At 46.5% G+C, this 13,624-nt stretch carries 13 protein-coding genes; 2 read left to right on the forward strand and 11 right to left on the reverse strand.

Annotated features, from left to right (window positions below; translation table 11 throughout):
• Positions 1-119 precede the first annotated feature (119 nt).
• From ABXR35_RS11625 to ABXR35_RS11650, 6 genes are all read right to left on the reverse strand, one after another.
• Positions 120-980: a PHP domain-containing protein gene (locus tag ABXR35_RS11625; protein WP_367059844.1), complete on the reverse strand. Its 861-nt coding sequence runs from the start codon at positions 978-980 to the stop codon at positions 120-122.
• Between the two features lie 52 nt (positions 981-1,032).
• Positions 1,033-1,935, reverse strand: a complete 903-nt coding sequence (locus ABXR35_RS11630; RefSeq protein WP_367059847.1) for a selenium metabolism-associated LysR family transcriptional regulator — start codon at positions 1,933-1,935, stop codon at positions 1,033-1,035.
• Positions 1,936-2,212: 277 nt separating this feature from the next.
• A complete protein-coding gene (locus ABXR35_RS11635) occupies positions 2,213-2,650 on the reverse strand; it encodes a hypothetical protein (RefSeq protein ID WP_367059850.1) in 438 nt (145 codons plus the stop codon).
• Positions 2,651-3,130: 480 nt separating this feature from the next.
• On the reverse strand, positions 3,131-3,445 hold the full coding sequence (locus tag ABXR35_RS11640) for a YlbG family protein (protein ID WP_367059853.1): 315 nt from the start codon (positions 3,443-3,445) through the stop codon (positions 3,131-3,133).
• Positions 3,420-3,860 (reverse strand): YlbF/YmcA family competence regulator, encoded by a 441-nt coding sequence (locus ABXR35_RS11645; RefSeq protein ID WP_367059855.1) that lies wholly within the window; start codon positions 3,858-3,860, stop codon positions 3,420-3,422. The genes ABXR35_RS11640 and ABXR35_RS11645 overlap by 26 nt, the downstream gene beginning before the upstream one ends.
• Before the next feature lie 138 nt (positions 3,861-3,998).
• The gene (locus ABXR35_RS11650) at positions 3,999-5,180 is read right to left on the reverse strand and encodes a M20 metallopeptidase family protein (protein ID WP_367059858.1); all 1,182 of its coding nucleotides are present in this window, start codon (positions 5,178-5,180) and stop codon (positions 3,999-4,001) included.
• Positions 5,181-5,591: 411 nt separating this feature from the next.
• Between ABXR35_RS11650 and ftsW the strand changes: the two genes are divergently transcribed.
• Positions 5,592-6,932 carry a putative lipid II flippase FtsW gene (gene ftsW / locus ABXR35_RS11655; protein ID WP_367059861.1) on the forward strand — a complete coding sequence of 447 codons (1,341 nt, stop codon included), beginning with the start codon at positions 5,592-5,594 and terminating at the stop codon, positions 6,930-6,932.
• A 144-nt stretch (positions 6,933-7,076) separates the two neighbouring features.
• On the opposite strand, the gene ABXR35_RS11660 is transcribed toward ftsW, so the two are convergent.
• Positions 7,077-7,484 (reverse strand): Asp23/Gls24 family envelope stress response protein, encoded by a 408-nt coding sequence (locus ABXR35_RS11660; RefSeq protein WP_367059864.1) that lies wholly within the window; start codon positions 7,482-7,484, stop codon positions 7,077-7,079.
• Positions 7,485-7,685: 201 nt separating this feature from the next.
• On the opposite strand from ABXR35_RS11660, the gene cax reads away from it, so the two are divergent.
• The gene (gene cax, locus ABXR35_RS11665; RefSeq protein WP_367059867.1) at positions 7,686-8,756 is read left to right on the forward strand and encodes a calcium/proton exchanger; all 1,071 of its coding nucleotides are present in this window, start codon (positions 7,686-7,688) and stop codon (positions 8,754-8,756) included.
• Positions 8,757-8,876: 120 nt separating this feature from the next.
• Here cax and ABXR35_RS11670 read toward each other — a convergent pair whose 3' ends face one another.
• The 4 genes from ABXR35_RS11670 to ABXR35_RS11685 all read right to left on the reverse strand — a co-directional run bounded on the left by ABXR35_RS11670 (position 8,877) and on the right by ABXR35_RS11685 (position 13,321).
• Positions 8,877-9,176: an Fpa/YlaN family protein gene (locus ABXR35_RS11670; protein WP_367059870.1), complete on the reverse strand. Its 300-nt coding sequence runs from the start codon at positions 9,174-9,176 to the stop codon at positions 8,877-8,879.
• Positions 9,177-9,369: 193 nt separating this feature from the next.
• On the reverse strand, positions 9,370-9,624 hold the full coding sequence (locus tag ABXR35_RS11675; protein WP_367059873.1) for an HPr family phosphocarrier protein: 255 nt from the start codon (positions 9,622-9,624) through the stop codon (positions 9,370-9,372).
• Positions 9,625-9,852: 228 nt separating this feature from the next.
• The gene (locus ABXR35_RS11680) at positions 9,853-10,968 is read right to left on the reverse strand and encodes an aminopeptidase (protein ID WP_367059876.1); all 1,116 of its coding nucleotides are present in this window, start codon (positions 10,966-10,968) and stop codon (positions 9,853-9,855) included.
• 361 nt (positions 10,969-11,329) lie between these two features.
• The gene (locus ABXR35_RS11685) at positions 11,330-13,321 is read right to left on the reverse strand and encodes a diguanylate cyclase (RefSeq protein WP_367059879.1); all 1,992 of its coding nucleotides are present in this window, start codon (positions 13,319-13,321) and stop codon (positions 11,330-11,332) included.
• Positions 13,322-13,624: the final 303 nt, after the last annotated feature.

The raw sequence follows: 13,624 nt of genomic DNA on the forward strand, positions 1-13,624 counted from the left end.
ATAGACAACAAGCCATTATTGTTGAACTCTAATCAAATGAATGAACGGATAGGGGCGCCCTTGATTATCGCATCTGCACCCTATTCTCTCCTTCAACGTCCCAATTCCAAAATAAAAATCTATACTCGCTTCAGCTGCTCCAACACCGCCGCTGGAACTTTGCGACTGCCTAGCGGACCATGAAATACTTTCCCTTGTCGTTCCCCATGATAATCCGAGCCACCCGTGACGATCAATCCGCGTTGTTCAGCAAGCTTTAGATAACGCTGCTCATCGTCCGGCGAGTGATCTGAATGATATACCTCAATCCCTGCCAGATCGCTCTGATCGAAGATGCGCGCTACCAGATCATCATCTCCGTAAATGCCCGGATGTGCCATCACTGGCGTTCCACCCGCTTCGATAATCCACTGCGTCGCTTCTACTGGCGTAATGCGTGGCGGCGATACATACGCAGCCGCTCCCTGTGCCAAATATTTATCAAACGCTTCGCGCATATCCTGCACATATCCCTTGGCTACGAGCGTGTCTGCCATATGCGGACGACCAATGCTTTCATCCGGTAGCAACTCACGACCAAGCTGTGACAATACATCCTCCATCGTAATCTGAATGCCAAGCTCGCGCAGCTTTGCTAAGATCAGCTCATTGCGGTCATCACGAATACGACGCAAGCCTGCCAGCCGCTCTAAGAAGATAGGATCTGTTGTATCAATATAGTAACCAAGGATATGAATATCCTTGCCATCTTCCATGGTGCTGATCTCGACGCCCGGTACGACGGTTACTCCGTGCTGTTCACCAGCAAGTAAAGCTTCCGCTATCCCAGCAACGGTATCATGATCCGTAACTGCGAGTGCACTTAAACCGACTTCGGCGGCGAGACGTACATTGTCAGACGGGCTATTCATCCCATCTGATGCCTGACTATGCGTATGCAAATCGGCAAACGCTAGCTGTATATGTTGTTGTTCAGTCATTATACTCACTCCTGTTCATTGCGATTACTTTCTTTTCTTTCCTACCTCCGCTCTAGTCCAGCGAATACTCCTGCAAAAATTGCAAAAATGCCGTGGATGGCATACTCAGCAATGTCGATTTCAGATGAATGGAATAAAATTGCCGCGGAAACGACAGCCCTTCAATAGTGAGCACCTTGAGCAGCCCCAATGCCACCTCATGCTTCACCGACGAAGGCGACAGAATCGTAATACCGAGTCCCGCTTCTACCGCTGACTTGACGGCACCAGTGCTTCCTAGTTCCATCACGGTGCGAATATCTGCCAGATCAACATGATGACGGATAAATTCCTCCTCCATCACCTGCCGTGTTCCTGACCCCTTTTCCCGCAGTACAAATGGATATTGCAGTACATCCTCCAGCGTGACCGCTTTCATAGCAGCCAGCGGATGATCACCCGGTACAATCAGCTTTAGCTCATCCTGCATAACCGGATTGATCGTCATATCGGGATGCTCCACCGGTGCTTCAATCAGCCCAAAGTCCAGCCGATTGCGACTGATTTCGTCCAAAATCTGTGTCGTATTCATAATCTTGAGCATGACTTTCATGTCTGGATAACGCTGACCGAGTGGCACGAGCAGCCGCGGCAACACATATTCGCCGATCGTATTGCTTGCCCCTAGCAGTAGCCGCCCTGCCAGATCGTCGGTAAAGCGCGACATGGCAGCATCCGTTTCCCGCATCAATTCGATTCCACGCCGTGCAAATGGCATCAGCACATGCCCTGCTTCGGATAATTCAATCTTTTTGGTCGTACGGATAAATAATTTGGTACTAAAATGATCCTCCAGCGATTGCACCTGCATAGTCACTGCTGGCTGGGTCATATGCAGCGCATGAGCCGCTGCCGAAAAGCTACCGCGCTCCGCCACCGTATAAAAAATATGCAATTGATGAAAATTAAATGCCACTGCCGTTCCCCTCCCTGCTCTCGTTCTTATTGTACCCTATCGTCGTAGGCGTGTTCCAGACTGTATCTGTTGATAAGGCATCAACGACGTTGCAATATACGTTCGATGGATAGCATTCCATCCTATGAATTGCCATCCAAAAATAAACAATCCACTATTCAATGCGCACAAACCTCCGCCTGCATTTCCAAATGTAGGCACAAAAAAGAGCCTGCAGTAGCAGGCTCTGGGTTTACTTGATTAAACAATTATTGAAAATAATACTGACCTGTATCCATTATTTGCGTTTACGGCTGTTTTTAATCAGTGTCATACGACGGGAGTGTCTCAGCCAGGAGTAATACGATTTCAGGTCGCGGAGCTCAATCGTTTCGGACATTTTGCCGAGGAATGTAACTATAATCATCTTGTGCAGTGGATTACCTGCCAGATCAAATTCGCCTGGAAGTTCAGCAAACTCAGCCACCACTACGATATCTTCATCAATCAGGTACACATCTTCTTCTTTACGATAGTATGATACGATCCGGTTTTGCTTCAGACTATCCCACATAAAACCGGCAATATCCTCAATCGGTGTTTGACCTTTCGCAATCCGGTCGTTGTAACGGCTGATGGCATGGTTGGTGATAACGATATCGGCTACTTTCTTTTCTCCAAGTACTACGTGGAAAGGTTCGTAGGTGCTCCAGCGCTCCATAACTTTGTCTCTCATTAATTACTCACTCCCCATCTTCACAGGTCTTATTACCTAAGTATTTTCCCCTTTATTATCAATTGTAAATCTTTAGACCTACATTCAGGGGTTCCATTTATCATTGTGAATTACCGACTTGGCGCACAGTCTCAAAAAATTTCAGTATAGACCCAATTGGCTAACTTATTGCACTTCTTAATCAGTGCTTGAGTCCCATTAAGGATTATATCGACACTTCCCTACTATCTTTTAACCCATTTTCTTAAAAACTTAAAATTATCGCTTATATATTTTTAGTTTTTATTACAAATACTTCCTTTTCACTGTAACCGCTTGCTATATATCCATAAAAAAAGCGGCCCTGCGGCCGCTAGTATTCACTTTGGTTTTTACGGTGCAGATAACACCAAGCTAATCTGTGTCACCTGCATCGTAAAAGGTATCATCATCCTGCGAATAACAGCTGCATCTGAACAGCCACTGACTCACGGTCGTTACTTAAATGCCGAAAAACTGGGTTGGGTCCGGTACTTTTTTGCTGTACTCGGTTTTGATCTCATTGCGATACGAACGCTCTACTTTGCGAACGTATGAGAGTTTGTTTACATTTTTCAGTACATTCTCTGCCTTGTCAGCATTGACGTACATAACTACATAATGCATACGGCGTGAAATATAATGAACGCATCCGTATTTTTCCAAATTGCGTGCAGACTTGATATCACTTACCCAGATGATATAGCCGATGCGCTCTGGAAATGTCAGTTCTTCTTTTGGCAGGTTGTTATCACCCGCATCCACATGAGCCTCCACTACCGCATCCGCCTCCTTTTGGTAAAGGATCATTGCTTGGAACCTTGATTGTCTGCGAGACGGAATGTGCAATTGTCTCCGACATCTCATACAGCATGCGGTCTAGACTGCTCTCGGCTTCGCTAAACCGACGCACTGCCTCAATCCGCTGCATTTCCTCCTGTACTGCCTCCACTTCTTCTCTAGCGGCATGATAGTTCGGATGGAAATGACCGAAACGCTGAGTTTCCTCGAAAAGTTCCTTTTTACTATTGAGCTTTATGATCAAACGCTGGACGTCGGGATGCTGCTGCATCCGTTCTTTCCAATATAGATAATTAGCGACTTCGATAGAATTGTTGATCATATCGCCCAGATCGTAGGCGCAAAGCAATACTTCGGCCATGTCAACCGTTCTTGTCTCGGTAACGCTCATGAAGTTCATCCCATTCCTCTATATGATGGACAGCATCTCTTCACGCTGTCTACCCCATCATATCATAAGCCAAGAACAGATTAGAAGCCCTTTTACGAAAAACGAGCCGTTCATGTGAATCATTCTGCCATCAGCAGGTTAGCTGGCATCTTCGCTGGAAGACAGTACATCCTCGGTCAGCGAGATCAGAATACGTGCCGCGTTGACCATTGCCCGCTCATCAATATCAAAGCGCGCATGATGATGTGGATAGATCGCTCCCGTCTCCGAATTGCCTGCACCGACAAAGATAAAGCAGCCCGGCACCTGCTGTACATAATAAGCAAAATCCTCAGCTGGCATCATCGGCGGTGTCTGCACGACCTGCTCCTCTGCGAAGACGGAACGTGCCACTCGGAAAAAGCGCTCCGTTTCCCCTTCATGATTCACTAGAGTTGGATACCCCATCATATACTCTACCTTGCACTCCGCCCCATTCAGCGCACACATCTGCTCTGCAACTTCATGAATACGACGCTTAATCAGCATACGCGTCTGTTCGTCAAAGGCGCGTACTGTACCTGTAATGCGGCTCTGTTCCGCAATGACATTTTGTGCCGTCCCGCTATTAAAGGTACCGACCGTCAACACAGCTGGTTGCAGCGGATTCACATTACGGCTGACGATGGATTGCAGCTGTACAACAAGCTGCGCACCGATTAATAGACTATCCACCGTATCATGCGGCATGCCACCATGACCGCCTTTTCCGATAACATCAATGAAGAACTCATCCGTCGACGCCATCAATGGTCCGGGTGCACTGGCAAGCTGACCGTACGGAATCGGTGTCCAAAGATGCACACCATAGATCACATCCACCCCATTCAGTACACCAGCGTCAATCATTTTCAGTGCTCCCCCCGGACACACTTCCTCGCCGGGTTGGAAAATAAAACGAATCTCACCCTTCAACTGCTCGCGGCGCTGGCTAAAATAACGCGCTACCTCCAGCAAGCCGGACGTATGACCGTCATGACCACATGCATGCATCACTCCCTGGACCGTGGAAGCATAGTCGCAATCCTTCTCATCCTGAATCGGTAGAGCATCCATATCCGCTCGCAGCGCTACCGTTTTACCCGGCAGTGTACCGCGAATAATACCCAGCACGCCGGTATCGCCGACGCCCTCTTGCGTGTCTACGCCAAAGGAACGTAGCTTCTCAGCAATAAATGCCATCGTTTGATGCTCATGAAAAGACAGCTCTGGATGACGATGCAAATGCCGCCGCCATTCCACCATTTCCGTTAATCGTTCATCCCAGTGGTAGTCCCCCATCTGACTCCATCCTCCTGTCCGTTTACCGGCAATCTTGCATTTGTTGTATTTTTGTTTCAATATCGTTCACCGGGTTAAATACATCTTTAGGCATTATTCTGACTGAAAACGTGCAGTTTGTAAAATGCACATTTCACAACCGTTATGGACAATGCCCAATCTGCGTCATTTCCCTCCTACGAAAGCTTGCGCCCGTACACAAAACGTACTATCATGAAAAAATAAACTTAACATAATTTTGCAATCGACGTCTGACATTTCATCATCGTTCTTCACTGCTTGCTATTGACGTTGGTAGGATGGATTTTTTAATTTATAAGAGGGGGGATTTGTACATGACGAGCACGCATTTCCATTCTGCTCACTACTCATTCCATTTGTACATATCCGTTCCGTTATCGGGGATACATCATGAATAAAATGAGACAATCGGCTTCACGCTCCAACCAATCGCAAAGTCTGGCAGACCGTTACCGCAATGGTGGCAACAGTCGCAGCAATGTGCGCAATATTCCTAATCCCGCTCAGCCTGAACGCAAAGTGCTGAAGCAGGGTGCACCGGATTTTCAATTATTGGTGCTTACGCTGATTCTGGTCGGCTTTGGCATTCTGATGGTATTCAGTGCCAGCTCCAGTCTGACCTTTACAAGTAAATCATTTGATTACGATTCGATGTATTTCACCAAAAAGCATCTGATGTTTGCCTTTATTGGTCTGGTCGGTATGTTTTTTGCTATGAAGGCACATTATAGTAAATACAAAAAATGGTTTGCGCCTTTCTTTCTGTTTACGATCTTCCTCTTGGTGGTCGTACTGATCGCTGGTGCGCATATTAACGGTGCGCGCAGTTGGATCAAAATTGGCGGTCTATCCTTGCAGCCGGGTGAATTTGCCAAGCTGGCGGTCATTTTGTATCTATCCGCACTAATCGCCAAAAAGGGTGAGAAATTCCGCGATCTGCGTTCCGGTTATATTCCGGTTATGTTCATTGTCGGTTTAGTCGCTGGTCTAATCATGCTACAGCCCGATCTGGGTACTTGTATGATTCTAGTAGCAACTGCGGGTCTGATCATCTATGTAGGTGGCGCGAGCATGAAGCATATTATGGGTTCATTGCTGCTACTCGTATTGGCAATGGCGCTCGTGCTAGGCGGCAAGGCGCTGCTTAGTCATGACAGCGATCAGGCATCGTCCTCCAACTATCGGGCAGACCGGATTCAGACGTTCCTTAACCCGTTTTCCGATCCACAGGGCGCTGGCTACAACCTAATTCAGTCGCTGACTGCGATTGGACAGGGCGGATTTACCGGCTCTGGCTTTGGTCAAAGTATTCAAAAGCTGCATTATCTGCCGAACCCGTACAATGACTTTATTTTCTCCGTCATCGGTGAAGAATTTGGCTTTGTTGGGACGACATTATTCTTGCTGGTTTATGCCTACTTTATTATTCGGGGCGTCTGGATTGCATTACGCTGCCCTGATATTTTCGGTACGCTTGTCGGTGTCGGGATTATGGGATTGTTTGCGATTCAGGCATTCATCAATATCGGCGGTGTTACGAATACGATCCCACTAACCGGGGTTCCACTTCCATTTATTAGTTATGGTGGTACCTCACTGATGGTTATGATGTTGAGTATGGGTATCATGCTGAGTATCTCGCGTGAAACCAATCGCGCGCTGGCGGAGCAAAAAGCTTCCGGCAACGAACGTACGACTCGCCGACAGTCCATCTCCATGCGCATGAAATAAAACACAATCATCCATAGCCATAACAAAAAGGAACAGCGGAATAATCCAGCTGTTCCTTTTTTGTATCCTTACTATTGCTGTTTCCTCGTTATATCATAGACCTGTTCTTATCAGGCAAGACCTGTTCCCCGTCCGTATAACGGCTTATAGTACTTTGAAATGATTGCCTGCGCCTTTGAGCTTGTCCAGCTCGACCAACTCATCCTTGAAAGCAACGCCTTCTACTTTTACATTGACCTCAACCACTTTCAGTCCGGTCAAGTTCTCTACCGCTTCGCGAACATTCTGCTGCAACATCCGGCATACTTCATGAATCGGTGTTTCGTACAAAACGATAATACGCAAATCAATGGCAGCTTCTAGCTGACCCACTTCTACGGTTACGCCCTTCTGTACGTTTTTACCACTCAGACGCTTGGCAAAGCCTTCTGACAAGCCGCCGGACATCGCAGCGATTCCGGGTGTTTCCAGCGCGGCCATGCCCGCCACTTTTGCGACGACGTCATCGGCAATTTTTATGGTGCCCATCTCTAATTGTAATGATTCGGTCATGCCCATCCTCCTCTGGATTTGAATAGCTGCCCTACATTGAACACAGGCTCAAATCGCATAATGATTACCTCTCTATTTTATTGCATCTGGCGCTTATATTCAAAATTAATATTTCGTTACCGATTCCAATTACCGCAAAACGTTTACTTTACTAGGTATATTGGGTATATTGTTTAAGAATTTACATAGTGAGGTGGCAATATGAAAAAGCATTTATCTACCATTCTGCTTGCAATCTTCTTCGTACTCAGCGCCATTGCCCATTATGCCGGCTTTCATCCGATCGTCCAGTTTATCTTCTCGGCTATTGCCGTCGTGCTGGTCGCCGGATTTCTTGGACGTGCGACAGAAAGTGTTGCCCATTACGCCGGTCAACGGCTGGGCGGATTTCTGAATGCGACATTCGGGAATGCGGCGGAATTGATCATCGCGATCATGCTGTTGCGCGAAGGATTATACGATATGGTCAAAGCGAGTCTGACCGGTTCCATTATCGGTAATCTGCTACTCGTGCTCGGCTTGAGTATTTTCGCAGGCGGATTGAAGCACAAGGTACAGAACTTCAATGTGGCGTTAGCCAATATGAACGGCTCATTGATGATTGTGGCGGTAATCGCCTTGTTCGTACCGGCGCTATTCCTGAATACACACTCGATTACACATCCCCAATTGAATGTGCTTAGCCTGATCGTAGCGGGATTGCTCATTCTGGCGTATATCGCTTGGTTGATCTTTTCCATGGTTACGCACAAAAATTATCTCGCCGATGTGCAGACGCCGAAGGGTGACGGGGGTGAGCATGAAGAAGAACCCGCTTGGACCAAAGGTCGCTCCATCTTGTATCTGCTGATCGCTACGGTGATGACGGCATTTGTCAGTGAATGGCTCGTTGGTACGCTGGAAACGTTCACCGAAAGCTTTGGCTTTAGCGAACTGTTTGTCGGGGCATTTGTTGTAGCGATTATCGGTAATGCGGCTGAGCATAGTGCAGCAATTCTGCTGGCCATGAAAAATAAAATCGGCGCTTCCGTCGAAATTGCCGTTGGCAGTAGTTTGCAAATTGCTCTGTTCGTCGCACCAGTACTCGTATTCGTCAGCTTCTTCCTCGGCAACACGATGGATATTGTATTCACTACACTGGAACTGGTGGCGATTATGGTCTCCGTCTTCATTGCCAAATCCATCATTCAAGATGGCTCTACCAACTGGTATGAAGGTACATTGCTGATGGTGGTATATATCATTCTCGGCGTATCCTTCTATATGGTCTGAATACTCTACTATCCGGTTATTTTATTCATACTATCGAATATGCAACACAACCGAATACGCAACAAAAAATGCCTGTACTCCAACATTGGGGTACAGGCATCTCTATGTGATTCACAGTTCCTACTCAGCAGACTGTGTCTTATTATTCATCGCTTCATACAGGACGGACAGATTGCGCTCTAAGCTGCTAATTAGCTGCTTTCCTACAGGTTCGGACACTAGACCTGCACGAATCGCAAAATCGACTTCCTTGGAAAAACCGTATACCTGTGTATCCAGCACTTCCTCATAGAGAGGACAATACCGAGTGTCCAGATTCTCCATCTGGATTTCAATCAGTTTTTCAATTTTATGTGCATCTTCTTGCAGAAGATTTAATGCTTTTATATTCAACTGCTCTTGCAGATCAGATGAAGTCATGTTCTTCCCCCCTATGTTCACGAACTCTCGGCCATTACTACTCCTAATATTAGACGAAATCCGAAGCCAATACAAGAACCTCACGCGAAATACAATGATAATATCTTATATTTGAAATAATGGGGTTGCGCCCATTCCGCCCGGAAATAGGAAAATGCTGCCTTCCCGTGGAAAGGCAGCATCTCAGCAATTCTTAGTTGTCGGCGAGCTTCACACGCAGACCGTGTTTTTCAAAAACGGCAGTAACCGCTTCTTTGGCAGCCTCTTCATCTGGACCATGAACATGCAGTTCATACTCGTGGTTCGCTACCAGTGTAGTGAACAGTCCAAGGATGCTTTTCACATCGATGAATTTGGTTTCATATTGCAGTACGATTGATGATGTGAACTGGCCCGCAGTCTGAGCGATTTCCACCACAGCTGCATTGTTTGTGTTGCTTGTTGCCATAATAATCCCTCCTACCATCTGGTTATGCTGTAAACAAGTTTTCCATACCATCATAAATGAATACGCTTTCTTATGCAACTGCTTTCTTGCGCCTATCCTATGAAAAAGAGGATATATGCGCAGACACCTTGAAAACGCGTCCCTGCTACATATATACCCCTTTTTTTCATAGACTTGACTGCCGGAATAGCATTATATTGCGGCGATGCTGGTTTGGTTAAACAATCCTTATTTCAGGTTGTCTGGATTGAGTGCTTCCAGTTCTGGAATCACGAAGATACCGTCCTTACGAATCAGTACATCATCAAAATAAATCTCGCCGCCGCCATATTCTGGACGCTGGATCAATACCAGATCCCAGTGAATCGATGAGCGATTGCCATTATCGGTTTCTTCATACGCTTGACCCGGTGTGAAGTGGAAGCTGCCTGCGATCTTCTCGTCAAACAGAATGTCGTTCATCGGATGCAGAATATGTGGGTTGAAGCCGATTGCGAATTCGCCGATATAACGTGCGCCCTCGTCGGAATCTAGAATATTGTTCAGCTTATCATTGTCATTGCTTGTTGCTTCAACGATTTGGCCATGTTCAAAACGGAAGCTGATATTTTCAAAGCTCGTGCCGTTGTATACCGTTGGCGTGTTGTACGTGATCGTACCATTAATCGAATCGCGTACTGGTGCACTGAATACTTCGCCATCTGGAATATTGCGATGACCAGAGCATTTTTTGGCGCCGATGTCTTTGATCGAGAAGGTCAGATCGGTGTTCGGAGCAACGAGACGTACTTTGTCTGTACGTTCCATCAGTTGTTGGAGTGCATCTTGGGCTTTATCCATTTTCGCATAATCCAAGTTGCAGACATCGAAGTAGAAGTCTTCAAATGCTTCGGTGCTCATACCTGCCAATTGTGCCATGCTGGCGTTTGGATAACGCAGTACGACCCATTTGGTATGCTTCACACGCTGCTCGCTATGTACCACATGCTGATACAGGCGATTGTACAGCTTTTGTTTGTCATCCGGTACATCAGACAGATCGTTGATATTCTCGCCTGCACGGATGCCGATATAGCCTTGCATTTGCTTCATACGCTCCAGATCCAATGCTGCCCATGTGCGCAGGCTATCTTCTGTAGCGTTCATCAGCATAGCGCGTTGTACTTTACGGTCAGTCAGCTGTACGAATACATTCCCTCCGCGCGCTCCAACTTCATGAATAACGGCATTCAACAGATCACGCTCAGTGCCGATCATTTCGACCAGTACGTTTTCTCCGGGTTGTACATCAATGGAATACTGAACCAGATTTCTGGCAAGTACTTTCACTCTAGGGTCCTGCATGCTATATCTTCCTCTCCTTGTTTTTGAACAACGGTTAATTATTCACCGATAAGTGTACCACGATGTTAGATAAGTTGTCTTTCATTCAAGGAATATTTATGCGAAAATCATCGTTCTTCACTATAATGAACTCTCTTCACTATAATGGACATGAAATATAAAACCGCCACCTCTGCTGCGAACAGCAATAAGTGGCGGTTGGTTATTCAAACGATTGGTGGACATGTGCGTTAGCAACAGTCCAGTAATGATAGGAGCTATTTTGTTCATAGATGTGACAAAATCCATGCAGTGAATATATTCTACAGAGAAGAGTCTTTACAGAATATATTCTGCTACAACGTTCTACCCTGCTCTACCGTTATGCTCTCAAGCTAGAATCCACACATACCTGATCACGTCCGCTATTCTTCGCCTGATATAATGCCCGATCGGCGCGGTAGAATAGTGATTCGACGCTGACCTCTTTGTCCTTCCAGTTCCAGTCCGCAATGCCGCATGATACGGTAACATGCGGATCGGTTTCCTCAGAAACGGCAATACGGATACGCTCAGCGATAAACTGCGCACGACCTTTATCCACCTGTGGCAAATATACTGCCAGCTCTTCGCCGCCCCAGCGTGCCGCAATATCGCCATCACGAATCTGCTGCTGTACCACTTTGCTGACCTGCTTGAGCACTTCGTCGCCCGTCTGATGACCATACGTGTCGTTGACCGCTTTAAATTTGTCGATATCCACCATCAGCAACGAACCACTATAGGTTGCATTTTGATAATTTTTGATCGATTCGTCCAAATAGCGGCGCTGGTACAATCCAGTTAACGCATCCTTACTTGCCATTCGGCTCAGTTCCGCATGCAGTGCGGCATTGGATACTGCCAAACCGATATGCGTCGTAATGACCTGTAATAGCTTGAAGTTATCATAGGAAAAGTAATGCTTGTCCTTATGACCAAGATAGATGGCTCCATTCACCTCGCCGCCGCCCATCATCGGCGAAGCGATCAATGAACATGCACCCGACTCACGCATAAAGATCGACTCTGTCTGATGCTCGTTGCAATAATCAGACAAAATGATCGGCTCGCGATTACGATAAATAAGACCGCTCAATCCTTCATTTTTATCAACCACTCCGCTTTGCAGCGATTCCACGTTACCATCCATCACTTCAAAGCAGTCCGTTTCTGGATTCAAATACATCACGACCACATAATCCGCTTGGAAAATACGCAGCAGCTCCTCAGCGGCAAACTTGAAAATCTGACCAAGCTGCAAATTCTGATTCAATCTGCGGGAAATGTCATTGATCAGACGCAAATCCTCATTCATCATCTTGGATTGCTCATACAGCTTCGCATTCTCAAAGGTACGTCCCGCCGCCTCGGCAATAACGACCATCAGTTCCAAGTCTTCCTCTTCCAGCGGCACGTCGGACAGCAAATGGAATACACCATATACGCCCTGTTTGCCCATCAATGGAATCGCAGTCTCCATCTGATCAGAGGTTCCTTCTGCCTGCTCATGCACCTCAATCGCCACTTCACCAGTTGTAAAGGCGCGCACACACATATCCTGCTGCGGGCTTTGCAATTGCAGCAGTTTGACACGAGGATTGCTGTTCTCGCTATCCTGAGCAACCAGCAGCTCAAAGCGAATTTGCGGATACATATGATCCACAATAGCAAATAGCTCGCTAATCAGCTCCTGAATATCGAATTTATCATACATACGCTGAATTACCTGAAACAGCACCGAGCGGCGCTGGGCTTCACGCTCTACCACCGTCGCTGAATACAGCATATCCGCTACATACGTATATTCAAACCTTTTATAAAATAGCGAGGTATAAAACATCGCCAACATCTGCATTTCTCCGGTACTCAACGGAAACGATGGTGGGCTTACACATCCAAGCATCGCAAAGCATTCTTGATGATTGCGTGTATATAGTGGCGTAATCATTACCACGGAATCTACAAGCGTATACTTGCTTTCTTGTTTGATCACTTCGCTGAATGGCGCATGATTGAGCAGTGCTTGCGCTGCGGTGTGCTGTACGATAGCACGCAGCGGCTCTTCCAGATCGGCAGCTGCTACGATCATTCTGCGCTCATGATTCAGCAAAAACCAGCGTGCGTTGCTCACCTGAGGCAGCAAACGATTTTGCTGGAGCCAGTCTGTTAGTCCTTCCTCTAGCAGTGGTTCAATATGCGGGAAATCGGAGGCTGTGATATCGACTTTTTGCAGCCAGAACGACTCGTCCGAAATGGGCACTACTGGATAAGAGGTAAGTTTATCTTCAGTACGCCAGTTTTGCGCAGGCGAGTTCCACGAATTGTTTGACATAAAAGCCTCCCCAATTTCTACACGTAATGACAGCCAAATGCTGCTCCGTTGCCTCTTTTATGATAGAATGCAATCCGCCCTAATCGGCATCATATTTGCTCATTTTACAATCATAACAGGGATTTGTTAAACAGATAAGCAGCTTTATCATTTATATCGGCAACAGTGTACAAATTATCAATAAATAATTAACCAAAATCATTGACTTTGCTATTTTGAATACGATATAATTTATCCTTGATGAAGAATGGATAGATTCTGATTTGGGCGTAACGTTGTTTCACCCTCACGCTTTTTGTTGCT

It is taken from the genome of Paenibacillus sp. JQZ6Y-1 (assembly GCF_040719145.1).
Taxonomy (GTDB): Bacteria; Bacillota; Bacilli; order Paenibacillales; family Paenibacillaceae; genus Saccharibacillus; species Saccharibacillus kandeliae.